Below are 22,554 nucleotides of genomic sequence, written 5' to 3' on the forward strand. Positions count from 1 at the left end.
TCTCCCACAACAACGTGTGGTCTCTGGTCGGGGGGTAAACACCCCGCCCCTACTCCCCTACGTTAGTTGTCCCCCCCCCCGGGGCGGGGGGGGGTGCGGGCCCTTCGTCGCTCTCCTAGAGGAAGGAGTTGATCTCGATCGTCTCGGTGCGGCCGGGGCCGACGCCGATCGCGGAGATCGGGGCGCCGGACATCTCCTCCAGCGCCTTCACGTACGCCTGCGCGTTCTTCGGCAGGTCCGCGAAGGTCTTCGCCTTCGTGATGTCCTCGGACCAGCCCGGCAGCATCTCGTAGATCGGCTTCGCGTGGTGGAAGTCGGTCTGCGAGTAGGGCAGCTCCTCGACGCGCTTGCCGTCGATCTCGTACGCGACGCAGACCGGGATCTGCTCCCAGCCCGTCAGCACGTCGAGCTTGGTGAGGAAGAAGTCCGTCAGGCCGTTGACCCGGGTCGCGTAGCGCGCGATGACCGCGTCGAACCAGCCGCAGCGGCGGTCACGGCCGGTGGTCACACCGCGCTCGCCGCCGATGCGCCGCAGCGCCTCGCCGTCCGCGTCGAAGAGCTCCGTCGGGAACGGGCCGGCGCCGACGCGGGTCGTGTACGCCTTCAGGATGCCGATCACGCGGGAGATCTTCGTCGGGCCCACGCCCGCACCCGTGCAGGCGCCGCCCGCGGTCGGGTTCGAGGAGGTGACGAAGGGGTACGTGCCGTGGTCGACGTCGAGCAGGGTGCCCTGGCCGCCCTCGAAGAGCACGACCTTGTCGTCGTCGAGCGCCTTGTTGAGGATCAGCGTGGTGTCCGCGACGAACGGCTTGATCTGCTCCGCGTACTGGAGCATCTCCTCGACGATCTGCTCCGCCTCGATCGCGCGGCGGTTGTACAGCTTGGCGAGGAGCTGGTTCTTGCCCTCCAGCGCCGCCTCGACCTTCTGCGACAGGATCGACTCGTCGTACAGGTCCTGGACCCGGATGCCGACGCGGTTGATCTTGTCGGCGTAGGTCGGACCGATGCCACGACCCGTGGTGCCGATCTTGCGCTTGCCGAGGAACCGTTCCGTCACCTTGTCGAGGGTGACGTTGTACGGGGTGATCAGGTGGGCGTTGCCGCTGATCAGGAGCTTCGACGTGTCGACGCCTCGCTCGTTCAGCCCGCTCAGCTCGGAGAGCAGGACCGCCGGGTCGACGACGACACCGTTTCCGATCACCGGGGTGCACCCCGGCGAGAGGATTCCGGAAGGGAGGAGGTGGAGCGCGTACTTCTGGTCGCCCACGACGACCGTGTGGCCGGCATTGTTGCCGCCCTGGTAACGCACCACGTAGTCCACGGATCCACCGAGGAGGTCGGTGGCCTTTCCCTTGCCCTCGTCACCCCACTGAGCACCGAGCAGCACAAGTGCGGGCACAGGCGTACACCCCTTCCGGGTGGGGCATGTCCAAGGTCAGGGGGCGTACGCCGCCTCACCGGTGTGCCCCGGAATAGACGAAGCCCCTGGCGCAATAGCGCAAGGGGCTCTTGCACAAAGATGCTACCCGAGGAAGGACCGAGGTGTCGGATCACGACCAGCTGCTGGTCATCGTCGACCCGGTCGCCCGCCGAAGTGACGGCGAGTCCGTACGGATCGCGAAGGATGTCCTGTCCGCGGGCGCCGAGGCGAAGATCTGCCTGCCGGACGGGCCGGAGGAATTCTCCCGGGCCCTGGCCCGGCGCGGCTCCCGGCGCCCCGTGGTGCTCGGCGACGACCGCGCGCTGCTCCGCACGGTGGCCCTGCTGCACCGCGAGCGGGACCTCGCCGAGAGGGCCCTCTCGCTCGTCCCGATCGGCGCCCCGGAGGCCCTGGAAGTGGCCCACGCGCTCGGCGTGCCGCGCTCCACGCCGGCGGCGGCCCGGGTCGTCCTGCACGGCGCCGTACGCCGTCTCGACCTGCTCGTCGACGACAGCGACGGCGTCGTCCTCGGCGACCTGTGGGTGCCCGGCACCCCCGCCGCCGTCCCCGCCGCGCCCACCGTCTGGGGCACCTGCCGCTCCCTCGTCCGCACCCTGGTCCGCCCGGCGCCCGCGCCCGCCGCCCGGCTGCGGGTGGAGGCGGACGGGGTGCTGCTCGCCGACGTCGACGCGCCGGTCGAGGGCCTGACGGTCCGCGCCGTCGGCGGTACGGCCGAGGTGACCGTCCGCCCGGCCGCGGCTCCCGCGCGGCACGCGACCGCCCGTACGATCACGGTCTCGGGCCCGGATTTCCGCTACCGCGCGGACGGACGGCTGACGGGGCCGGTACGACGCCGGACGTGGACGGTGCGGGCGGGGGCGTGGGGGCTGACGCTGCCGCGGGACGCCGCCTGACCGCGCGCCGGGGCCGTCGGCCGTCCTGGGCCCACGGACGGCGGGGGACGTGCGATGACGGGTGCGCTGGGCGTCGAGGAGACGGCGGTCGCGCTGGAGCGGTACCGGCGAAGAGCCGGCTCGCTGATGATCGGCGGGCTCGCGACCGTCGTCCTGACCGCGGGAATCGCGGCACTGCTCGTGGGCACGGGTTCCACCGGCGCCGCCGTCGTCCCCCTCGGGTTCGGGATCGTCGCGCTGGGCGGCGGGATCGGCTCCCGGATCCACGCGCGCCGGATGCGGCGGGCCCTCGCCTCGGGCACCTGGTCGGCGCACCCCGCCGTCGCGCTCGGCGACAGCGCGTACGCGACGACCGTCGTCCTGCGCGCCCCCGGCGGCTCCGGGGCCTGGCCGCTGACCGTGGTCGCGACCCGGCAGCGGTACGAGCTGGTCCGCCCGGGCCCGGACGGCGTCCTGTGGTGGTGCGGCGACCCCCGCGCGGGCGGCGTCCTCGCGCCGCCCGGCGGCGGCGAGCTGATCTGGGCGAAGCCGCTGCGCGGCGGGCGGGTGCGCCGCCGCGCCCTCGCCCGGGCGGAGGCCGGGGGGCTGCTGCGGCGGGCGGAACCCCGGCAGCCGGGGTCCGTGCCCGTACCGGCTTCGCGGCGGCCGGGGCCCGTGCCCGCACCGGCTCCCGCATCCGCGCGGGGACCGGCTCAGGGATCCGGCACCGTGGACGGCACTCCCCCGGACCTCGGCGAGGCGCGTCCCGCGCCCGGTGCGGCCGGGCCCACCTACGCGACCCTCGCCGCGCACGCCCGGCGGCAGGCCGGGCCCCAGGGCCGGGCGCCCCGCCCCGAGAAGGACGCGCGCGACGTGGCCTGGTGGCGGGTGCGGAGCCTGCGGCGGATCTCCGGGGCGACCCGGGTGCTGGTCGCGCTCGGGTTCTGCGCGGCCGTGGGCGCGGTCGCGCTGACCGGACCGCCGGAGGAGGACCTGCCGAAGCTGTACCTCCTGGGCGCGGTGGTCCTGGGAGCCCTCGCGTACGCCTGCCACGGGCTGCTGACCGGCGGCCGGCACCTGGCGCGGGTGATGGTCCGGGCCGCGACCTCCTTCCCGCCCCGGCTGCGCCGGTACGTCCTGCTGTACGACCCCCGGGGCGGCGCGCCGGTCCTGGTGCTGTTCCCGGTGTACGGCGGGCCGTACGCCCGGCCCGAGGCGGTGCTCCCGCTGGTGCCGCCCGGCCCCCGGAAGGACCCGCGCCGGGGTCTGCCGGCCCTGCCCGTCGGCACCGTCGGCCTGCACGGCTGGCGGGACTTCACCCCGGACGGGCGCATGCCGTTCGTGGTGCCCCGGATCGGCGGGCGGCCCCTGTGGCCGGCGGGGCCGTACGCGGAGGACGACGGGCGGCCGGAGTTCGCCGCACTCCTCGACCGGCTCGCCCCGCCGCTGGAGACCCGGGCCTCCTGAGGCCCCGCCCCGGCCGCGCCGGCGCTCAGGTCTCCTGGGGTCCCGCGGCCTTGCGGGCGCGCCAGCGGTCCATGATTCCGCCGATCTCTCCGTGCAGGAAGGCGAAGAACTCCGCGGTCTCGGCCGTCCGCCGCCCCGCCGCCGTGTCGCGGCCCAGCGTCTCCGCGCCCTCCGCCAGGACCTTCTCCCAGCGGATCAGGACCTGGTCGCGGCGGGTGAAGGTCTCGTACCAGAGCTCGTTGTGGAGGACGTACCGGTCGCGGCGCGTGCCGGGGTCGCGCTCGCGGCTGACCATGCCGACCTGGGTGAGGTAGCCGATCGCGCCGGAGACCGCCGCGGGGCTGATCCGGAGCTGTCCGGCGAGCTCGGCCGAGGTCATGGAGGCCGTCTCGGAGGCCAGGAGCGCCGCGAAGACGCGGCTCGCCATGCGCTGCATGCCGGCGGCGGTCATCTCGGCGGCGAACCGTTCGACGAAGCGGGACACGGCCGCCTCGTCCTCGCCCCCGTCGGTCTTCGTCGTCATGTCGCTCTCACCCATCCTCCGATTTTATGCAGTTTCTTAACTTCACAAGTTTGTGAAACTACCGTACGTTCAGAAGCATGACGAAGGCAATCAGCGTCGTCGGACTCCACAAGTCCTTCGGGCGCACCCACGCGCTCGACGGCCTCGACCTCACCGTCGAGACCGGCGAGGTCCACGGCTTCCTCGGCCCGAACGGAGCCGGGAAGTCCACCACGATCCGGGTCCTCCTGGGCCTGCTCCGCGCCGACTCCGGCGGCGCCCGGCTCCTCGGCCGCGACCCCTGGAAGGACGCCGTCGACCTGCACCGGCGGCTCGCGTACGTCCCCGGCGACGTCACCCTCTGGCGCAACCTCTCCGGCGGCGAGGTCATCGACCTGTACGGCAGGCTGCGCGGCGGCGGAGGGCTCGACCGGACCCGGCGCGCCGAGCTCGTCGAGCGCTTCGAACTCGACCCCACCAAGAAGGGCCGCACCTACTCCAAGGGCAACCGCCAGAAGGTCGCCCTGGTCGCCGCCTTCGCCGCCGACGTCGACCTGCTCGTCCTCGACGAGCCGACCAGCGGCCTCGACCCGCTGATGGAGGAGGTCTTCCAGGACTGCGTGCGCGAGGCCCGGCGGCAGGGGCGGACGGTGCTCCTGTCCTCGCACATCCTCAGCGAGGTCGAGGCGCTCTGCGACCGGATCAGCATCGTCCGCAAGGGCCGGACCGTCGAGTCGGGTTCGCTCGCGGAGCTGCGGCACCTGACCCGTACCAGCATCACCGCCGAACTCGCCGGACCGCCCGACGGACTCGCCCTCCTCCCCGGCGTCCACGACCTCGACGTGCGCGGCGGCCGGGTGAAGCTCCAGGTCGACACCGACAAGCTCGACGCCGTCCTCCGCGCCCTGACCTCGGCCGGCGTGCGGAGCCTGACCTCCACCCCGCCGACCCTGGAGGAGCTCTTCCTCCGGCACTACACGGAGGAGGCCGTCCGATGACCGGCCCGGGCATCCGCTCCGGAACCGCCGAGGGGACCGGCGCCCTCACCCGGCTCGCGCTGCGCCGCGACCGGCTCACGCTCCCCCTCTGGGCGCTGGTCACCGGCGGCATGGTCGCGAGTGGCGCCGGATCCCTGGAGGGCCTGTACGGCACGGCCGCCGAGCGCGCCGACGCCGCCGCGTCCATGACCGCCAACAGCTCGATGCGCGCGCTGTACGGACCGGTCTTCGGCGACTCCCTCGGCGGGCTCGTCGCCTGGCGCTTCGGCACCTTCGGCGCGGTCCTCGCCGCCGTCGCGAGCCTGATCGTGGTGGTCCGGCACACCCGCGAGGAGGAGGAGACGGGCCGTCAGGAGATGCTGTCCGCCGGGGCGGTGGGCCGCAGGGCCCCGCTGACGGCGGCGCTCCTCGCCGCGCTCGCCCTCAACACGGCCGTCGCCCTCCTCGTCACCGCCGGCCTCGCCGGACAGGGCGCGGCCGGGGCGCTCGCACTCGGCCTGGCGATCGGCGGCACCGGCATGCTCTTCGCGACCACGGCCGCGCTCGCCGCCCAGGTCACGGAGAGCGCCCGGCTCGCGAAGGGCCTGGCGGCGGCCGTACTGGGCCTGGCGTTCGTGCTGCGGGCGGCGGGGGACGCGGGGTCCCCGGACGGTTCGTCCGTTCTGACCTGGCTCTCGCCGATCGGGTGGGCCGAACAGGTCCGCGCGTTCGCCGGCGAGCGCTGGTGGGTGCTGCTCCTGATCCTCGCGGCCGTCCTGGTCCAGACGGCGGCGGCGTACGCGCTGACCGCCCGCCGGGACGTCGGCGCGAGCTTCCTCGCGACCCGGCCCGGCCCGGCCGAGGGCCGCCTCGCCGGCGCCGGGGCGCTCGCGTGGCGGCTCCAGCGCGGCACGCTCCTCGGCTGGTCGCTCGGCTTCCTGCTCGGCGGGCTCGTCTTCGGCGGGATGGTCGAGGGCGCGGCCGACCTCGTCGGCGACAACGAACGGGCCCGCGAGATCTTCGAGCGGATGGGCGGCCAGAGCGCGCTGACCGAGGCGTTCCTCGCCACCATGGTCTCGCTGTTCGGGATGCTCGCGGCGCTCTACGCCGTCGGGTCCGTGCTGCGGGCGCACGGCGAGGAGACCTCGGGACGGGCCGAACCGCTCCTCGCGGGCGCCCTCGGGCGGCTGCGGTGGGCCGCCGGGCACCTCGTGATCGCCTTCGGCGGCTCCGCCCTGATCCTGGCCCTCGCCGGACTCGGCCTGGCCCTCTCGTACGGACACGAGCCCGGCCCGGTGCTGGGCGCCGCGCTCGTCCAGCTCCCGGCCGTCTGGACGCTCGCCGGGCTCGCGGTCCTGCTCTGGGGCGCCGCCCCGAGGGCCGCGACCGCCGCGTGGGGCGTGGCCGGGCTGTGCCTGGCGCTCGGCTGGATCGGCCCCGCGCTCGGCCTGCCGCAGGCCGTCCTGGACGTCTCCCCCTTCGGGCACCTGCCGAAGCTGCCGGGGCCGGACATGGCGTGGCCCCCGGTCCTGGCCCTGACGGCCCTGGCGGCGGCCCTGACCGCGGCGGGTCTCGCGGGGCTGCGGCGGAGGGACGTGGCGGGCTGAGGCTCACGTGGGGCCCGCGGCCGCTCGGGACCCGGCCGGGGGGCTCCGCCGCCGGAAGCGGGCTGCGGCCCTGCGCCCGTCCAGGACCTGGCCGGGGCTTCCGGCATGAGCGGGGGGCCGGGTCACAGCTCCACGAGCAGCTCCTCGAAGCCCCGGATGACGTAGCCCGGCCTCCGCACCGGCTCCGCCGCGAGCCGCAGGCCCGGGGCCTGCCTCAGCAGCTCGCTGAAGACGGCGGTCAGTTCGAGGCGGGCGAGCGGGGCGCCGAGGCAGTAGTGGATGCCGGCGCCGAAGGTGATGTGCGGGTTGTCGGCCCGTTCCAGGTCGAGGACGTCGGCTGTGGGGCCGAAGCGGGCGGGATCGCGGTTGGCGGAGCCGAAGAGGAGGGCGACCTCCGAGCCGCGCGGGAGGGTGACGTCGCCGAGCCGGATGTCGTCGAGGACCCAGCGCTCGAACATCTGGAGCGGGGTGTCGTAGCGCAGAAGTTCTTCCACAGCTGTGGACAACTTTTCGGGATCCGGACGGACGCCCTGCCGGAGGAGCGTCCACCAGCCGTTGACCGTGGTGTTCACGGTGGCCTCGTGGCCCGCGTTGAGGAGCAGGACGCAGGTGGAGATCATCTCCTGTTCCGTCAGCTCCTCGACCGCGATCAGCGACGAGATGAGGTCCTCCCCCGGGCTCTTCCGCCGCCGCGCGATCAGCTCCCGCAGGTAGTCCGAGAACGCGACCGAGGCCTCGACCGCCCGCCGGGCCGTCTCCTCCGACGGGTTCAGCTCGAACATCCCGCAGATCGCCGCCGACCAGGGCCGCAGCCTCCCCCGCTCCTCGTCCTCCTCGGGGATGCCCAGCATCTCGGCGATCACCGCGACCGGCAGGGGCTCGGCGACGGCGGACTGCAGGTCGCCTCCGCCCGCCGCCACCAGGTCACCGACGAGGCCGGCGGCCAGCCTCCGCACCGTCGGCGCCAGGTTCTCCACGGTCCTCGGTGTGAACGCCTTGGAGACGAGCCGCCGGATCCGGGTGTGGTCGGGCGCCTCCAGATCGAGCAGCCCGTGGTCGTTGAGCGTGTGGAACGGCTCGTACGCGGCGTCCGGAGGCGTCCGGCCGAACTCCTCGTGCGTGAAGCGATGGGTGTAGGTCCGGCCCAGGCGCCGGTCCCGCAGCAGCGCCGACACGTCCTCGTAGTGCGGGATCAGCCACTGGCGGGTGGGACCGTGCCAGTGGGCGCGGCCGGCGGCGCGCAGCCGGGCGTAGGCGGGGTAGGGATCGGCGACGAACTCCGCCGACCAGGGGTCGTACACAGCGTCCACAGCATCCATGCCCGGACGCTACCCCCGGCACCGCCCCGAGTCCCCCGACGCACACCGGTCCCAGCGCGCGGGTCCCGGCGCCCAGGCCTACCAGCGCGTGCCCCGGGGGCCGGGGCTCAGCCTCCGACGCGGACCAGGCCAGCCTCGTACGCGAAGACCGCCGCCTGGGTGCGGTCGCGGAGGCCCAGCTTCACCAGGATCCGGCTGACGTGCGTCTTGATCGTGGACTCGGCGACGACGAGATGGTCGGCGATCTCGGCGTTCGACAGGCCCTGGGCGATGAGGACCAGGACCTCCGTCTCCCGCTCCGTCAGCTCTCCGATCTGCGCCATCGCGGGCGGGCGCGGAGACGTCCCCGGCGCCTTGGCGAACTCGGTGATCAGCCGGCGGGTGACGGTCGGGGCGAGCAGCGCCTCGCCGGCCGCGACGACCCGGACGCCGTCCGCGAGCTGCCGGGCCGAGGCGTCCTTGAGGAGGAAGCCGGAGGCCCCGGCGCGCAGCGCCTGGTACACGTACTCGTCGAGGTCGAAGGTCGTCAGGACCAGCACCTTCGCGTCCGCGTCGGCGGCGACGATCTCCCGGGTGGCGTCGATGCCGTTCAGCTCGGGCATCCGGATGTCCATGAGGACCACGTCGGGGCGGAGGGCGGCGACCTGCGCGATCGCCTCCCGGCCGTTGACCGCCTCGCCGACGACCTCGATGTCCGGCATCGCGCCGAGCAGCACCGAGAAGCCCTCACGGACCATCATCTGGTCGTCGACGATCAGTACGCGGATCACTGCTCGGCCTCCTCGCGGCTCACGGGGACGAAGGCCGTCACCTCGTAGCCACCGTCGTCGGTCGCCTCGGCCGTCATCTCCCCGCCCAGCATCGTCACACGCTCCCGCATGCCGGTGATGCCGTGCCCCGCCCCCGGGGAGGGCTTCACGAGCCCCCGCGCGGGACCGTTGGCGACGCGCAGCCCCAGACCGCCCAGGACATAGCTGACCTCGACCTTCGCCGCCGCTCCCGGCGCGTGCCGGAGCACGTTCGACAGGGCCTCCTGGACGATGCGGTACGCGGAGAGCTCCACGCCCTGCGGCAGCTCGCGCACCGCGCCGGTCACCGTCTTCTCCACGTCGAGCCCGGCCTCGCGGACGTTGGCGACGAGCGCGTCCAGGTCGCCGAGCGTGGGCTGCGGGGCGTCGGGCGCCTCGTAGTCCTCGGCCCGTACGACCCCGAGGATGCGGCGCAGCTCGGTCAGCGCGGCGACGGCGTTCTCGCGGATGGTCAGGAAGGCCTGCTCCAGCTCCGGCGGCGGGTTCTCCACCCGGTACGGGGCCGCCTCGGCCTGGATGGCGACGACGGACATGTGGTGGGCGACGACGTCGTGCAGCTCCCGCGCGATGGTCGTCCGCTCCTCCAGGAGGGTCCGCCTGGAGCGCTCCTGGGCGGTGACGGTCTGCTGGGCGGAGACCTCGCGGTCGGCCTGGCGGCGGACCTGGAAGACGGTGACGGTGAGGAGGAGCAGCGCCGCGACGAACAGCAGCGGGACCGAGTCGGAGCCGCGTCCGACCCCGAGGAACATCTCGGAGAAGAGGCAGTAGCCCGCGGTCACCAGCCACATCCACGCGGCCGTGCGGGGCCGGGTCCGGGCGGCGACCACGGCCAGGACCACCAGGTGGGCGGCGAGCGAGTTCGCCGCCCAGGGCCAGCCGATCTCGTACCCGGCGATGTACCCCACGAAGGGGGCCGTGGCGAGCGAGGTCCAGAACGCGAGCACCGGGCGGACCAGGGTGAGCAGCACGACCGCGGCCGGCACGGCGGTGGTCACGAACGCCAGCAGACCGAAGGAGTAGTAGATGCGGTCGTACCCGAGGCCGAAGACGATCACCGCGCAGAACGCGACGAACGCGTGCGGGAGCAGCCCCGCGTAGATCCGTATGCGCCCCGGCAGGAAGCGCGTCGGGCCGGTGGTCACGTCCATGCGCGGCAGCGGCCGGAAGGCGAAGGCGTCGTGGAAGAGGTCCGCGCGCAGTCCACCGAGGGCGTCCTGCGCCAGGCGGAACTCGGGGCTTCGGCTCGTCTCGGGGGATTGTGTCTGGGTCACACGAACCACCGTACGGGCGGTGGGGAACCCGGTCGTCCCGCTGGATGCGGATCCTTCCGGGTCCCCCTTGAGGACTAGAGCCGTTCTCAGCCCACGTTGTTGTACGAGAGGCCGTCGTTCCTGAACAGGCCCGTCGTCTGGCGGCCGTAGAAGGGAGCCGTGGCGCTGCCCGTCGTGCGGTAGACGTACGCGCCGTACTCGCCGCTCGTCCCGTACGCGATCAGGTCGGGGCTGCCGTTGTTGTTGAGGTCGTCGGCGCCGACCAGCTGGGAGTAGACGCCCCAGCCGCCGCCGACCTTCACGCGCGGGGCGAAGCCGCCTCGTCCGTTGCCCTGGTAGAGCCAGAGGACGCCGGTGGTGTCGCGGGCGACGAGGTCCCCGGCGGCGGTGCCGGCGATGTTCCCGACGGCGGCGAGGTGGTTGTAGACCTGCCAACCGCCACCGACCCGGACCCGGGCCGCGTACGGCTTCGCGTAGTTTCCGGTGCCCTTGTAGAACCACAGGACGCCGGCGGCGTCCGTGGCCACGAGGTCGGCCCGGCCGTCGCCGTCGAGGTCCGAGCCGCCGGCGATCTTGTTGTAGACGCCCCAGCCCGTGCCGACCTTCACCCGGGGGGCGAACGTGCCGTCGCCCTTGCCCAGGTAGAGCCACTGCACGCCGGAGCCGTCGACCGCGGTCACGTCACCGGTGGCGGCGCCGCCCGCGTTGCCGACGGCCTCGATCTGCTTGTAGATCCCCCAGCCCCCGCCGATGCGCGCGGTACTGGCGGTCCTGACCTCGCCGAAGGCCGGGGTGCGGTCCCGCATGTCCGTTCGCCACAGGACGCCCGCGGCGTCCCGGTGCAGGACGTCGGTGGAGCCGTTGTCGTTGAAGTCGTGCGGGTTGTACGTCCGGGTGAGGTGCGTGAACCAGCCCTGGTAGGCGGGCTCGCCGGTGCCGTCGAGCAGCGTCGCCTCGGCCTCCACGGCGTACTTGCCGTTCGGCGCGTCGACATCCCTGATCCCGTCCGGGGTCGCGTCCTCGATGACGCCGTCCCAGGTGAAGGAGAACTCGGTGCCGGACTCGGGGGCGGTCAGCCGCTTCCTGAACTCCTTGCCGGTGGCGATGTGGGTGAGCGTGACGTCCAGGTACGCGTCCGCGCGGGACAGCGTCCAGCCCAGGGTGATCTTGCCGCCGGTCTTGTCGGGGTTCACCGCCTCGGGGACGTGGACCTGCTCGATGGCCAGCGGCGGCACGGTCACCGGCGGCTCCGGCAGCTCGCCCGTCTCCGCGACCCTGGTGACGACCGGGGTGCCGTCCGCGCCGGCCGTGACGCGGAACAGGCCGCTGCCGTCGGCCTCCCGGCTGCCCTCCAGGACCGCGCTGCCGTCGGTCGAGCCCGCCACGCCCGCGGAGGTGACGCCGAGCTCGCGGATCTCGCCGGTGGCCAGGGAGACCGCCTTGGCGGGCGTGTCGGCGTTGCCGTAGACGAGCCACTCGCCCACGAGCGAGCTGTACCACGCGTCGGTGTGGCGGCCGAGGACGGTCTTCTTCTCCGTGCCCGTCCTGCGGTCGACGGAGGTGATGGAGTCGCCGACACCGGCCTCGTAACCGAACCAGGTCACGTAGGAGTCCGAGAACTCCAGGCCGCCGTAGCCGAACCCGGACTCGGGAGAGGCGTACGTCGCCGTCACCGTCCCGGCCGTCACGTCGACCAGCGCCCGGCCGCCGGTGCGGTTCGCCTCCGGGCCCGTCTCGTACCCGACGAGGACCGTGCCGTCGTTGGCCTGCGAGCCGAAGTAGTCGGTGGCGTCCGCGGGAAGCCCGGAGATCCTGTGGCTCGTCGTGGTGGCGCCGCTCTTGGTCACGACGTGCAGTTCCGCCTGGCCGGCCTCGTTCGTCACCTGGGCGAGCACGCTCGTCGGGCTCAGTACGGCGACGAACGTGGCGTCGAGCGCGCCGAGGTCGACGGCCACGGACGGGGCGCCCGGGACGGCCATGTCCCGCAGGGTGATCGAACGGAATTCGGCCGACCAGGAGGCGTCGCCGAGGACGACCACGTCACCGGCACCGGAGGCCCAGCCCTCGGGGGCGCCGAGCGGGATCGCGGTCCCGCCGTCGTAGGGCGTCCACAGCAGGTTCCGGGTGCTGTCGGCCGCGAAGGAGTAGCTGAGGAAGCCGGAGGCGGCCACGCCCCCGAGCCGGGACCCCTCGGGGAAGACGGCGAGGCCGTCGGTCCGTTCGGCCGGGGCCGCGGTCGCGGCGAAGGCGGCCGGGGCCGTGGCGAGGGTGCCCGCGCCCACGGCCGTGACGGCGAGGACGGCCGTGACGGCGAGGGCGAGACGGGTACCGGTGGAACGGAGCTGCAAGGTGAAACCCCCACGAGGAAGATCGGGCGCGGCAGTGCGACGCCCGATGAGACCCGCGAACGCTTCGCATGGTTGTACGAAGGAACCCGGCTCACCACGCCAGCTGGGCGATCTCCTCCGCCACCACCGCGCACGCGTCCGCCGCCGGGTCGATCAGCGGGAAGTGGCCGATGCCCTCCAGGAGCGTCAGGCCGACCTCCTCGCCCGCCTTCGCCGCCGCCTCCGCGTACGCCTCGGCCACGGCGTACGGGACGACGACGTCCTCGCGGCCCTGGACGACGGTGGTCGCGATGCCCGTCGGGAGGAGGACGGACGGGTCCGCGGCGGCCGCGCGCTCGCCGTACCGCGCCTCGCCGCCCAGGAGTTCCGTGACCGCGCCGCCGCACACCCCCAGCTCCACGGCCCGCCCGAAGTGGGCGATCGGGGCCAGGGCCACCACCCCGCGCAGTGCCGGCGGGGCGGGGAGCCGCCAGGGGGACCCGGCGGGCAGGACGTGCCGGGCGGCGGCCCACAGCGCGAGGTGGCCGCCCGCCGAGTGGCCGGTGAGGACCGTCCGCCGCGGATCGGCCTGCGGCAGGTGCGCGGCGGCCAGCTCCGGTACGGCGTCGAGCGCCGCCGCCACGTCGTCGAAGGTCTCCGGCCAGCGCCCGGCCACCGGGGCCGCACCGCCCTGGTGGGGGAGGCCGGGGCCGCGCCGGTACTCGACGCTCGCCACCGCGAAGCCCCGGCGGGCCAGGAAGTCCGCGAAGGGAGTCAGGTGCTGCCGGTCGTACGGGGCCCGCCAGGCACCGCCGTGCAGGGCGACGACGAGCGGGGCACCGGCGCGCCCGTCGCGCGGGGCGTAGAAGTCGACCACCTGGTCCGGGTGGTCGCCGTACGCGGCGGTGGCGTCCGGGGCGACGGCCGGGTGCGAGAAGGCCGACGCCTCTTCGGCGGCATCGCGCGCGGCGGGGTCCGGCATGCTGTTCCAACCTCTCGGGTACGCGGCCGAATTGGCCTGACCTGCGGGGACGGTACCAGCACCGGAACCCCCGCAGATCAGCCGATCGTCCGCCCTACCGAAGAACCTCCGCGAGGGTCCTCGCCGCCCGCTCCGCGTCCGCGAAGCCCACGTACAGCGGCGTGAACCCGAACCGCAGGACGTCCGGACGGCGCAGGTCCCCGACGACCCCGCGCTTGATCAGCTCCGGCATCACGGCGGCCGCGTCCTCGCAGCGCAGCGCCACCTGGCTGCCGCGCTCGCCGTGCGCCCCGGGGGTCACGGAGGTGACGCGGCCCGCGGGGACGTACGCCTCGACGCACTCCAGGAAGAAGTCCGTCAGCGCGAGGGACTTGGCCCGCACCTCCTCGATGCCGACCCCGTCCCAGACGTCGAGCGCCGCTTCGAGGGCCAGCATGGAGAGGATGTCGGGCGTGCCGACCCGGCCCCGGAGCGCGCCGGTCGCCGCCTCGTAGCCGGGGGTCATGCCGAACGGGTCGGCGTGCGAGTTCCAGCCGGGCAGGGGCGAGTCGAAGGCGGCCTGGTGGCGCTCGGCGACGTACAGGTACGCGGGCGCACCGGGTCCGCCGTTGAGGTACTTGTAGGTGCAGCCGACGGCCAGGTCGACCCCGTGCGCGTCCAGGCCGACGGGCAGGGCGCCCGCGCTGTGGCACAGGTCCCAGACCGCGAGCGCGCCCGCCGCGTGGAGCGCGGCGGTGAGCCCGGGCAGGTCCTGGAGCCGGCCGGTGCGGTAGTCGACGTGGTTGACCAGCGCGAGGGCCGTGCGGTCGCTCACCGCGGCCGCCATGTCGGCCGGATCGCAGGGCACGATCGCGTGACCCGTCATCCGCGCCGCGGACCGCGCGATGTACCCGTCCGTGGGAAACGTCGTCGCGTCGACGAGGATCTCCGTCCGGTCGCCGCCGCTCAGCCGGGCCGCGGCGACGACCGCCTTGAAGACGTTCACGCTCGTCGAGTCGCCCACCACGATCTGCCCCGGGGCGGCCCCGACGATCGGGGCGATCCGATCGCCGATCCGCTCGGGCGCGGTCCACCAGCCGGACTCGTCCCACGAGCGGATGCGCAGCTCGCCCCACTCGCGGGTGATGACGTCGGCCATGCGGGCCGGAACGTGCGCGGGCAGGGCGCCCAGCGAGTTGCCGTCGAGGTAGACGGTGTCCTCGTCGAGCGCGAACTTCGCGCGGTGCCCGGCCAGCCCGTCGGCCGCGTCAAGCCGGGCGGCCCTCTCCTCGTACGTCTCAGACATGGCTGCGGGCCGTCCAGAGCTCGGGGAACACGTTCTTCTGCGCCCGCTTCTCCAGCCAGGCCACACCGGCCGAGCCGCCGGTGCCGGTCTTCGCGCCCATCGCGCGCCGGGTCGCCACCAGGTGGTCGTTGCGCCAGCGCCAGACCAGCTCGGCGACGTCGCTCAGCGCCTCGCCGAGCCGGACGAGCTCGGCGTTCTGGTCGGCGTCCGCGTATATCCCGGCCCAGACCGCCTCGACCTCGGGCGAGGGCTCGTACCGCTGCGCCAGGTCACGGCCGAGGACCGACGCCGGCACGGGCAGGCCGCGCCGGGCGAGGAGCCCGAGGACCTCGTCGTACAGGCTGGGCTCCTGGAGCGCCTTCTCCAGCTCGGCGTGGACGCGGGGCGCGCCCCGGTGCGGGACGAGCATCGACGCGGACTTCTCGCCGAGCAGGAACTCCATGCGGCGGTACATCGCCGACTGGAAGCCGGAGCCCTCGCCGAGCGCCGCCCGGTAGGCGTTGAACTGGCCCGGGGTGAGCTGGGCGAGCGGACGCCAGGAGTGGTTGAGCGCCTCCAGCTCGCGCACGGAGCGCTTGAGCGCGTCCATCGCGACCGGGACGCGGTCCTCGCGCAGGGCCCGGCTCGCGGTCTCCCACTCGTGGACGATCACCGTGAACCACAGCTCCATGACCTGGGTGGTGACCAGGAAGACCATCTCGCCGGGGTCGTCCGAGCGGAGGTGCTGGAGGTGGGTGAGGACGTCCGCCTGGACGTAGTCCTCGTACGGCGTCGTGCCCGCGAAGTCGAGGTTCGGGTCGTCGACGACCGAGCCGGCTCCGGAGGCATCGGGAGAACCTGAGAAGGCTGACATTTCTGTCTCCTCGATACGTGCTACCGGGTAGCGGTCCGCTCCACCGCGCGCACTCGACGGTGCGCCACGGGAGCTCCGGTCCCCTCGGGAGGCGTGCTCCTTCGCGCGCGTCCCAAGCGCATCATGACACGAATCGGAGTTCGATCAACAGGGACGCCCTTCCCCCCGCGCGGGAGGGAAGGGCGTGCCGTGAGAGAGCCGGGAGACGTCAGCCGAGCGTCTCCGCCGCGGTCTGGGAGGAGTCCCGCAGGAACGTCGTGCAGCGCTCGTACTCGTCCTTCTCGCCGATCTCGCCGGCCGCCCGGGCCAGGCTGTGCAGCGCGCGCAGGAAGCCCCGGTTCGGCTCGTGCTCCCACGGCACCGGGCCGTGGCCCTTCCAGCCGTTGCGGCGCAGCGCGTCCAGGCCGCGGTGGTAGCCGGTGCGGGCGTAGGCGTACGACTCGACGACCGCGCCGCGCTCGTAGGCGTCGTCGGCGAGCTGCGCCCAGGCGAGCGAGGACGTCGGGTACTTCGCGGCGACGTCCGCCGGCGCCGTACCGTTCGCGAGCAGCTCGCGCGGCCCCGGGTCGTCGGGCAGGTGGGTGGGGGCCGGTCCCCCCAGGAGGTTCTCGTGGATGGCCATGGGCCCCAGTCTGCCTCAGGAGCGCGCCCCGCCGTCCCCGTCCCGCCCGGCGTCCCCCTCCTCGGCGCGGGCGTCCCGCTGCCCCGGGTCCAGGGGCGGGGCCTGCACCCCGCAGTGCACCCGGCACTCCGGGTGGCAGGCGGCCGGGGCGGCCGGGGTCCGCATCGTCGTCCAGGCGAGGGCCGCGCCCACCACCAGGATCCCCGCGCACATCGGCATCGCCCGCCGGAACGTCGCGTCGAACTCGTCCGCCGACAGGTAGGCGTCCGGGCCCATCCCGGCGAGCAGGGGCAGCGCGGCCACCGCGACGAGCCCGGCCGCGCGGGCCGCCGCGTTGTTGATGCCGCTCGCGAGACCCGCCCGGGACACGTCCACGGAGGCGAGGACCGTCGCGGTCAGCGGGGCGACCAGGGCCGTCATGCCGACCCCGAGGACGAGCGTCGCCGGCAGCACGTCCTGGACGTACGAGGCGTTCTCCCCGACCCGCAGCATCAGCAGCATGCCCGCCGCGCACAGCAGCGGCCCCACGGTGAGCGGGATCCGGGGCCCGATCTTCTCCCCCAGTTCCCCGGATCTGGCCGAGAACAGCAGCATGAGCACGGTCGTCGGCAGCAGGGCGGTGCCGGCACCGAGCGCCGAGTAGCCGGAGACCACCTGGAGCTGGAGCGCGGTGAGGAAGAAGAAGCCGCCGAACGCCGCGTACACGCACAGCGTGACCAGGTTGACGGCGGTGAACAGCCGCGAGCGGAAGATCGACGGCGGCACCATCGCCCGCTCCCCGCGCCGCCGCTCCACCGCCACGAACCCGGCCGCGACCAGCACCCCGGCCACCCCGGCCCACCAGGCCGCGCCGATCAGGGCGTACGTGACGAGCCCGAGCCCCGTCGCGCCCAGGACCGCGCCGAGGACGTCGAACCGGCCGTGCGCGGTCTCGTCGCGCGACTCGGGCACGTGCCGCAGGGCGACGGGCACGCAGACGGCGGCGAGCGGCACGTTCAGCAGGAACACCCACCGCCAGCCGGGGCCGTCCACCAGCCAGCCGCCCACGAACGGGCCGATCGCCGCACCCACCCCGCCGAAGCCCGACCAGAGCCCGACGGCCCGTGCCCGGTCGTCCTCGTGGAAGCTGGCCTGGATCAGCGCGAGGGAGCCGGGCGTGAGCAGCGCCCCGCCGACGCCCTGGAGGGCGCGGGCCCCGATCAGCACCCCGGCGTTCGGGGCGAGCCCGCACAGCAGGGAGGCGAGGGCGAACCACACCACCCCGACGACGAAGACCTTCCGGCGTCCGAACCGGTCGCCGAGCGAGCCGCCGAGCAGGATCAGCCCGGCCAGGGTCAGCATGTAGGCGTTGACCGTCCACTGCAGGACGGCCAGGTCGGCGCCCAGGTCCTCGCCGATGTGGGGCAGGGCGACGTTGACGACGGTCGAATCGAGCAGCGCCATCCCGGACCCGAGGACGGTGGTGAAGACGATCCAGCGTCCCGTCCCGGATCTCAACCGGATGTCCATGTCTGCATGATCCCGCGAACGCCGAGGCCCCGCCCACCGGAGTCCTGGGGACCGGTGGACGGGGCTGCGCGGGCGCTACGGGTCAGCGGGTGAAGTTGAAGTACTTCCAGGCGCCGTGGAACGTGGTGTTCACGTCGTCACCGGACGTGCCGTCCACGTACGACGTGCGGATCCGGGCGCGGACGCCGGCCGCTCCGTCGCCGTCGAAGGCGATGTACGCCATGCCGCCGCCGTTCAGTCGGACGTAGTCCTCGGCGCCGGTGCGCCAGGCACCCGAGTACCAGACCTGGAGCTCGTACTTGGTCTTGCGGCCCGGGTACGGGTTGTTCCAGGCGGTGACCAGCGGGTCGGCGGTCTGGTGGTACGTCTGGTACCAGATCGTGCCGATCTTCGACCACTTGTAGTGCCGGGACAGCGCGGTCGTCAGACCGGCCCGCGTGTACACGGTCGATCCGACGTGGGCGCGGCCGGAGCGGGTGTCGCCGGCGAAGTCGGCGGTCACCCAGGTGTCGCGGGTCATCTTCGTCGTCACGGACAGCTTGCCCGCCGAGTTGACCGTGCCGCGCTTGAGCAGCCGCTTGGGCTCCGTGCCGTACGGGTCGGCCCAGATCTCCACCACGCGGTTCCGGTACGACCAGCCGAGGGTGGCGGTGTACGTCACGTTGGTGCCGTAGTTGACGGTGCGGCGGTTCTGGTCGAGCGTGAGCGCGGTCGTGAACGGCGTGACCTTCACCAGCGCCGTGCCGGTCGCGTACGCGTGCGTGGCGTCGCCCGGGAACGTCACCCGGTACGTGACGCCGCCCGCCGCGGTGGGGGTGTCGGTGAACGAGAACGTCCCGGCCGCGCCGAGCTTCTTCGGCCCGATCGCCTTGCCCTTCGGGAAGTCGGCGTCGTACCGCGTGACCGTGAGCGGCGTGCCGGCAGGCAGCCCCAGCGTCGCCGCGACCGTGCCGGAGACGGTGACCGGCTTCATCACGGCCACGGTGGCCGGCGCCTTCACGGTGACCGTCGGCACGGACTTGGTGGGCTGGTCGAGGACGTTCAGACGGGTGCTGCCGCCGCTGCTGGCCGTGGTCACCGCGAACAGGCGGCTGCCGCCCGGCTCCCAGGCGAGGGCGCTCGGTGCGAGGCTGTCGCCACTGCTGTAGACCCCGGTGTTGGGGAAGTCGTACTGCCGCACGGCCTTCGTCTCGCCCGGACGGTAGACGAACACGTCCGGGTCGTACCAGGCGTCGGAGCCCGCCGCCACGGTGCCGTCGGGCGCGATGGCCACGGCGACGCCGTGGTACTCGCTGGCGTAGGACGGCAGCTCGGCGATGTCGGCGGTCCGCCACACCCGGTGCCGGTTGCCGGCGGTGGCCGTGATGATCCTGCCGCCGTCCGGGGTGAAGGCGAGGTCGTTGGCCATGCCCACGGAGCCGACGTCGGGGGCGGTGCGCGCGGTCCGCGTCGCGGTGCCCGTGGACACGTCGTAGGTGCCGAGCAGGAACCGGTGGTAGTACGAGGACATGCCCGCGATGACGTTCGGGTCCGTCGGCGAGGTGACGAGCCGCGGGGCGCCCGAGTAGTTCAGCTCGGAGTCCTGGGCGAGGGTCACGACGGGTTCGGCGCCGGAGGCGTCGACGGACCCGATGTCGCCGTGGTCGCCGTTGCCGTAGCCGAACCAGATCCTGCCGCCCGCGGAGGCCACGAACTGCGGATCGGTGCCGTCGCCGGTGGCGTACCGGACCCGCTCGGTCACCGTCTCCGGGTCCACGGTGACGATGGCGTCGGCGCCCGGCACCGCGGCGTAGAGGCTCCCCGAGTCGGCGGAGAGCGCGAGCCCGGTGACCCCGGGCAGGCCGGTGACGGTGCCCAGCACCGTGCCGGCGTAGTCGGTCGCGACGACCTTCCCGAGGTACGGGTCGCTGATGAAGATCTTCCGGTGGACGCCGTCCACCAGCATGTCGCCCACGGACGACATCGGAAGGGCCTTGCTGCTGTCGGCGGCCGCCTGGCCGGCCGCGCCCGCGACCAGGGCCGCGGAGCTGACGAGGACCGCGAACGACGTCGCGGCGGAGAGAGTGCGCTTGCGCACGATGAAGAGACCCCCCAGAAAAACATGGTCTCCGGCCCACGGACGTCGGGGCTCGGTCAGCGCAGACTAGATCACGCCGCCGACACTCCGCCTCCCGGTATCCACGACGGGAGGACGGCCGCCCCGCACGGGCGGCCGCCGTGCCTCCCGGTCAGCCGCGGCGCAGCCGCTCCGCCGCCCTGACCAGCGCGTCCACGCCCCGCTCGGCCTTGCTCCGGGGGCAGCCGACGTTCAGCCGGACGAAACCGGGCGTCCCGTACACCCCGCCCGGCATGATCGCGACCTTCTCCACCTCCACCAGCTCCTCCTGGAGGCGGGTCTCCTCGATCCCGAGCGGCCGCAGGTCGATCCAGGCCAGATAGCCGGCCTGCGGGGGCGCCCAGTCCACACCCGGCAGCCCCGCGAGGCGCTCGCGGACCAGCTCCATCGTGCCCGCGACGTAGCCGCGCAGCTCGTCCAGCCAGGCCGCGCCCTGCCGGTACGCGGCGATGTGGGCGGTCAGCGAGAGCACGGCGGGCGAGGCGAGCCCCTCCCCGGTCTCCATCCGGCGGACGAAGGCCTCCCGCTCGTCGGGGTCGCCGATCATGCCGTACGAGCCGGAGAGGGCCGGGAAGTTGAAGGCCTTCGTGCCGGAGGTGACCAGGGCCCAGCGGCGGCCCCGCCCCGGCTCGGCGATCCGGGTCCAGGGGACGTGCCGGTGGCCGTCGGTCGTCAGGTCGGCGTGGATCTCGTCGCTGACGACGGCGGCGCCGTGCCGTTCGGCCAGCTCGGCGAAGCCCCGGAGCTCCTCCTCCGTCCACACCCGGCCGGTCGGGTTGTGCGGGGAGCAGAGCAGCAGCATCCGGCTGTCCGGCCGGGCGAGCTCCCGCTCCAGGGCCTCGGGGTCGTCGAGCGGGACGCCCCGCAGTTCGCGCCCGAGCCCGGTGACGGCCTTGCGGAAGCCGTCGTACGTGGGGGTGTGGACGACCACGCCGTCACCGGGGGCGGTCCACATCTGGAGCAGCTGCGAGAGCTGGGAGAGCACCGAGGGCGCGTACACCAGGGTGCCGGGGTCGATCTCGGCGCCGTACCGGCTCGCGTACCAGTGGCGGATCGCCTCCCGGAACTCCCCGAGCCGCCAGTCCGTGTAGCCGAAGACCCCGTGGTCGACGCGCTCGCGCAGCGCCGCGAGGACCTCCGGCGGGGACGCGAAGTCCATGTCGGAGATGGTGAACGGCAGCAGGTCGGAGACGCCGAAGCGGTCCGCCACGCCGTCCCACTGGACCGACCAGGTCCCGTGCCGGTCTATCTCCCGGTCGAAGTCGTACATCAGCCCTCCATGGACGCACGAGGGCCCGGCACCTGGGGAGGTACCGGGCCCGTCGTTCACACGCTTACTTCAGCTTCGTGCCGGTCGAGCGCAGCGCGGCGCACGCCTCGGTCACGCGGGCGGCCATGCCGGCCTCGGCCAGCTTGCCCCAGGTGCGCGGGTCGTAGGTGGACTTCTTGCCGACCTCGCCGTCGACCTTCAGGACACCGTCGTAGTTGCGGAACATGTGGTCCACGACCGGGCGGGTGAAGGCGTACTGGGTGTCGGTGTCGAGGTTCATCTTCACGACGCCGTTCTCCAGGGCGGTGGCGATCTCCTCGGCCGTGGAGCCCGAGCCGCCGTGGAAGACGAAGTCGAACGGGTCGGCCTTGCCGAACTTGGCGGCGACACCGGCCTGGAGGTCCTTGAGGAGCTCCGGGCGGAGCACGACGTTGCCCGGCTTGTAGACGCCGTGGACGTTGCCGAAGGACGCGGCGAGCAGGTAGCGGCCCTTCTCGCCCAGGCCGAGGGCCTCGGCGGTGCGGATGGCGTCGTCGACGGTGGTGTACAGCTCGTCGTTGATCTCGTGGGTGACGCCGTCCTCCTCGCCGCCGGTCGGGGTGATCTCGACCTCAAGGATGATCTTGGCGGCGGCGGCCTTCGCGAGCAGCTCCTGGCCGATGGCCAGGTTGTCGGCGAGGGTCTCGGCGGAGCCGTCCCACATGTGCGACTGGAACAGCGGGTTCTCGCCGCGGGCGACGCGCTCGGCGGAGACCTCCAGCAGCGGGCGGACGTAGCCGTCCAGCTTGTCCTTCGGGCAGTGGTCGGTGTGCAGCGCGACCGTGATGTCGTACTTCGCGGCGACGATGTGCGCGAACTCGGCCAGGGCAACGGCGCCCGTGACCATGTCCTTGCTGTACTGGCCGCCCAGGAACTCGGCTCCGCCGGTCGAGATCTGGATGATGCCGTCGCTCTCGGCCTCCGCGAAGCCGCGCAGGGCGGCGTGCAGGGTCTGGGACGAAGTCACGTTGATGGCCGGGTAGGCGAACTTGCCTGCCTTCGCCCGGTCGAGCATCTCGTTGTAGACCTCGGGGGTTGCGATGGGCATTCGTCCGCTCCTTGTGATGTGCGGGGTGTGTGCGTTGCTGTCCCTGACCTAGGGGCGACGTCATCGTCGCGGCCCATCTTTCCAGACTCTTGTGCGGGCTCCCACGGGCGCGGCATGCCGAAGGGGGGGGGGGGGGGGGGGGGACAAACCCCCCCCCCCGGAAAAAAAACATCGAGTCCCAGCAGGGGGACCTCACGGCGGCAGAACACGACACAGAGGCGGGGGGTGCCCAGCAAGA

At 73.6% G+C, this 22,554-nt stretch carries 18 protein-coding genes; 4 read left to right on the forward strand and 14 right to left on the reverse strand.

Annotated features, from left to right (window positions below; translation table 11 throughout):
- Positions 1-115 precede the first annotated feature (115 nt).
- Complete coding sequence (locus ACFV2S_RS27045) at positions 116-1,399, reverse strand: adenylosuccinate synthase (RefSeq protein ID WP_385564188.1); 1,284 nt, start codon at positions 1,397-1,399, stop codon at positions 116-118.
- Between the two features lie 143 nt (positions 1,400-1,542).
- Between ACFV2S_RS27045 and ACFV2S_RS27050 the strand changes: the two genes are divergently transcribed.
- Both ACFV2S_RS27050 and ACFV2S_RS27055 read left to right on the forward strand, forming a co-directional pair.
- Positions 1,543-2,334, forward strand: coding sequence for a diacylglycerol kinase (locus ACFV2S_RS27050; RefSeq protein WP_385564191.1), 792 nt, complete (start codon positions 1,543-1,545; stop codon positions 2,332-2,334).
- Between the two features lie 54 nt (positions 2,335-2,388).
- Complete coding sequence (locus tag ACFV2S_RS27055) at positions 2,389-3,780, forward strand: hypothetical protein (RefSeq protein WP_385564194.1); 1,392 nt, start codon at positions 2,389-2,391, stop codon at positions 3,778-3,780.
- A gap of 25 nt (positions 3,781-3,805) precedes the next feature.
- Here ACFV2S_RS27055 and ACFV2S_RS27060 read toward each other — a convergent pair whose 3' ends face one another.
- Positions 3,806-4,318, reverse strand: a complete 513-nt coding sequence (locus ACFV2S_RS27060) for a GbsR/MarR family transcriptional regulator (RefSeq protein WP_385564198.1) — start codon at positions 4,316-4,318, stop codon at positions 3,806-3,808.
- A 62-nt stretch (positions 4,319-4,380) separates the two neighbouring features.
- Between ACFV2S_RS27060 and ACFV2S_RS27065 the strand changes: the two genes are divergently transcribed.
- Complete coding sequence (locus ACFV2S_RS27065) at positions 4,381-5,280, forward strand: ATP-binding cassette domain-containing protein (protein WP_385564201.1); 900 nt, start codon at positions 4,381-4,383, stop codon at positions 5,278-5,280.
- Positions 5,277-6,866: an ABC transporter permease gene (locus tag ACFV2S_RS27070; RefSeq protein ID WP_385564204.1), complete on the forward strand. Its 1,590-nt coding sequence runs from the start codon at positions 5,277-5,279 to the stop codon at positions 6,864-6,866. The genes ACFV2S_RS27065 and ACFV2S_RS27070 overlap by 4 nt, the downstream gene beginning before the upstream one ends.
- Positions 6,867-6,988: 122 nt before the next feature.
- On the opposite strand, the gene ACFV2S_RS27075 is transcribed toward ACFV2S_RS27070, so the two are convergent.
- The 12 genes from ACFV2S_RS27075 to fbaA form a co-directional block, all read right to left on the reverse strand.
- The gene (locus tag ACFV2S_RS27075) at positions 6,989-8,185 is read right to left on the reverse strand and encodes a cytochrome P450 (RefSeq protein WP_385564207.1); all 1,197 of its coding nucleotides are present in this window, start codon (positions 8,183-8,185) and stop codon (positions 6,989-6,991) included.
- A 107-nt stretch (positions 8,186-8,292) separates the two neighbouring features.
- Entirely contained in the window at positions 8,293-8,955 is a 663-nt protein-coding gene (locus ACFV2S_RS27080; protein WP_382865282.1) for a response regulator, read from the reverse strand.
- Positions 8,952-10,274 carry a sensor histidine kinase gene (locus ACFV2S_RS27085; RefSeq protein WP_385564212.1) on the reverse strand — a complete coding sequence of 441 codons (1,323 nt, stop codon included), beginning with the start codon at positions 10,272-10,274 and terminating at the stop codon, positions 8,952-8,954. The genes ACFV2S_RS27080 and ACFV2S_RS27085 overlap by 4 nt, the downstream gene beginning before the upstream one ends.
- 77 nt (positions 10,275-10,351) lie before the next feature.
- Positions 10,352-12,613 (reverse strand): FG-GAP repeat domain-containing protein, encoded by a 2,262-nt coding sequence (locus ACFV2S_RS27090; protein WP_385564215.1) that lies wholly within the window; start codon positions 12,611-12,613, stop codon positions 10,352-10,354.
- A 91-nt stretch (positions 12,614-12,704) separates the two neighbouring features.
- On the reverse strand, positions 12,705-13,574 hold the full coding sequence (locus tag ACFV2S_RS27095; protein WP_385564218.1) for an alpha/beta hydrolase: 870 nt from the start codon (positions 13,572-13,574) through the stop codon (positions 12,705-12,707).
- Positions 13,575-13,668: 94 nt separating this feature from the next.
- Entirely contained in the window at positions 13,669-14,859 is a 1,191-nt protein-coding gene (gene kynU / locus ACFV2S_RS27100) for a kynureninase (RefSeq protein WP_385564221.1), read from the reverse strand.
- Positions 14,852-15,712, reverse strand: coding sequence for a tryptophan 2,3-dioxygenase family protein (locus tag ACFV2S_RS27105; protein WP_376508218.1), 861 nt, complete (start codon positions 15,710-15,712; stop codon positions 14,852-14,854). The genes kynU and ACFV2S_RS27105 overlap by 8 nt, the downstream gene beginning before the upstream one ends.
- A gap of 208 nt (positions 15,713-15,920) precedes the next feature.
- Positions 15,921-16,334 (reverse strand): DUF3151 domain-containing protein, encoded by a 414-nt coding sequence (locus ACFV2S_RS27110; protein ID WP_383790143.1) that lies wholly within the window; start codon positions 16,332-16,334, stop codon positions 15,921-15,923.
- 15 nt (positions 16,335-16,349) lie between these two features.
- Positions 16,350-17,843: an MFS transporter gene (locus tag ACFV2S_RS27115; RefSeq protein WP_385564226.1), complete on the reverse strand. Its 1,494-nt coding sequence runs from the start codon at positions 17,841-17,843 to the stop codon at positions 16,350-16,352.
- Positions 17,844-17,925: 82 nt separating this feature from the next.
- On the reverse strand, positions 17,926-19,920 hold the full coding sequence (locus ACFV2S_RS27120; protein ID WP_385564229.1) for an Ig-like domain repeat protein: 1,995 nt from the start codon (positions 19,918-19,920) through the stop codon (positions 17,926-17,928).
- A 151-nt stretch (positions 19,921-20,071) separates the two neighbouring features.
- Entirely contained in the window at positions 20,072-21,229 is a 1,158-nt protein-coding gene (locus ACFV2S_RS27125) for a MalY/PatB family protein (RefSeq protein ID WP_383790136.1), read from the reverse strand.
- Between the two features lie 64 nt (positions 21,230-21,293).
- Positions 21,294-22,316 (reverse strand): class II fructose-bisphosphate aldolase, encoded by a 1,023-nt coding sequence (gene fbaA, locus ACFV2S_RS27130; protein WP_383790133.1) that lies wholly within the window; start codon positions 22,314-22,316, stop codon positions 21,294-21,296.
- Positions 22,317-22,554 lie beyond the last annotated feature (238 nt).

The organism is Streptomyces sp. NPDC059695 (genome assembly GCF_042733785.1).
Taxonomy (GTDB): Bacteria; Actinomycetota; Actinomycetes; order Streptomycetales; family Streptomycetaceae; genus Streptomyces.

What these genes read in the sequence shown, in the direction of transcription:
- ACFV2S_RS27055 (WP_385564194.1), top strand. Translation starts at nt 2,389, where the DNA reads ATGACGGGTGCGCTGGGCGTCGAGGAGACGGCGGTCGCGCTGGAGCGG.
- ACFV2S_RS27060 (WP_385564198.1), bottom strand. Translation starts at nt 4,318, where the DNA reads ATGGGTGAGAGCGACATGACGACGAAGACCGACGGGGGCGAGGACGAG.
- ACFV2S_RS27065 (WP_385564201.1), top strand. Translation starts at nt 4,381, where the DNA reads ATGACGAAGGCAATCAGCGTCGTCGGACTCCACAAGTCCTTCGGGCGC.
- ACFV2S_RS27070 (WP_385564204.1), top strand. Translation starts at nt 5,277, where the DNA reads ATGACCGGCCCGGGCATCCGCTCCGGAACCGCCGAGGGGACCGGCGCC.
- ACFV2S_RS27075 (WP_385564207.1), bottom strand. Translation starts at nt 8,185, where the DNA reads ATGGATGCTGTGGACGCTGTGTACGACCCCTGGTCGGCGGAGTTCGTC.
- ACFV2S_RS27095 (WP_385564218.1), bottom strand. Translation starts at nt 13,574, where the DNA reads ATGCCGGACCCCGCCGCGCGCGATGCCGCCGAAGAGGCGTCGGCCTTC.
- kynU (WP_385564221.1), bottom strand. Translation starts at nt 14,859, where the DNA reads ATGTCTGAGACGTACGAGGAGAGGGCCGCCCGGCTTGACGCGGCCGAC.
- ACFV2S_RS27105 (WP_376508218.1), bottom strand. Translation starts at nt 15,712, where the DNA reads ATGTCAGCCTTCTCAGGTTCTCCCGATGCCTCCGGAGCCGGCTCGGTC.
- ACFV2S_RS27110 (WP_383790143.1), bottom strand. Translation starts at nt 16,334, where the DNA reads ATGGCCATCCACGAGAACCTCCTGGGGGGACCGGCCCCCACCCACCTG.
- ACFV2S_RS27115 (WP_385564226.1), bottom strand. Translation starts at nt 17,843, where the DNA reads ATGGACATCCGGTTGAGATCCGGGACGGGACGCTGGATCGTCTTCACC.
- ACFV2S_RS27125 (WP_383790136.1), bottom strand. Translation starts at nt 21,229, where the DNA reads ATGTACGACTTCGACCGGGAGATAGACCGGCACGGGACCTGGTCGGTC.
- fbaA (WP_383790133.1), bottom strand. Translation starts at nt 22,316, where the DNA reads ATGCCCATCGCAACCCCCGAGGTCTACAACGAGATGCTCGACCGGGCG.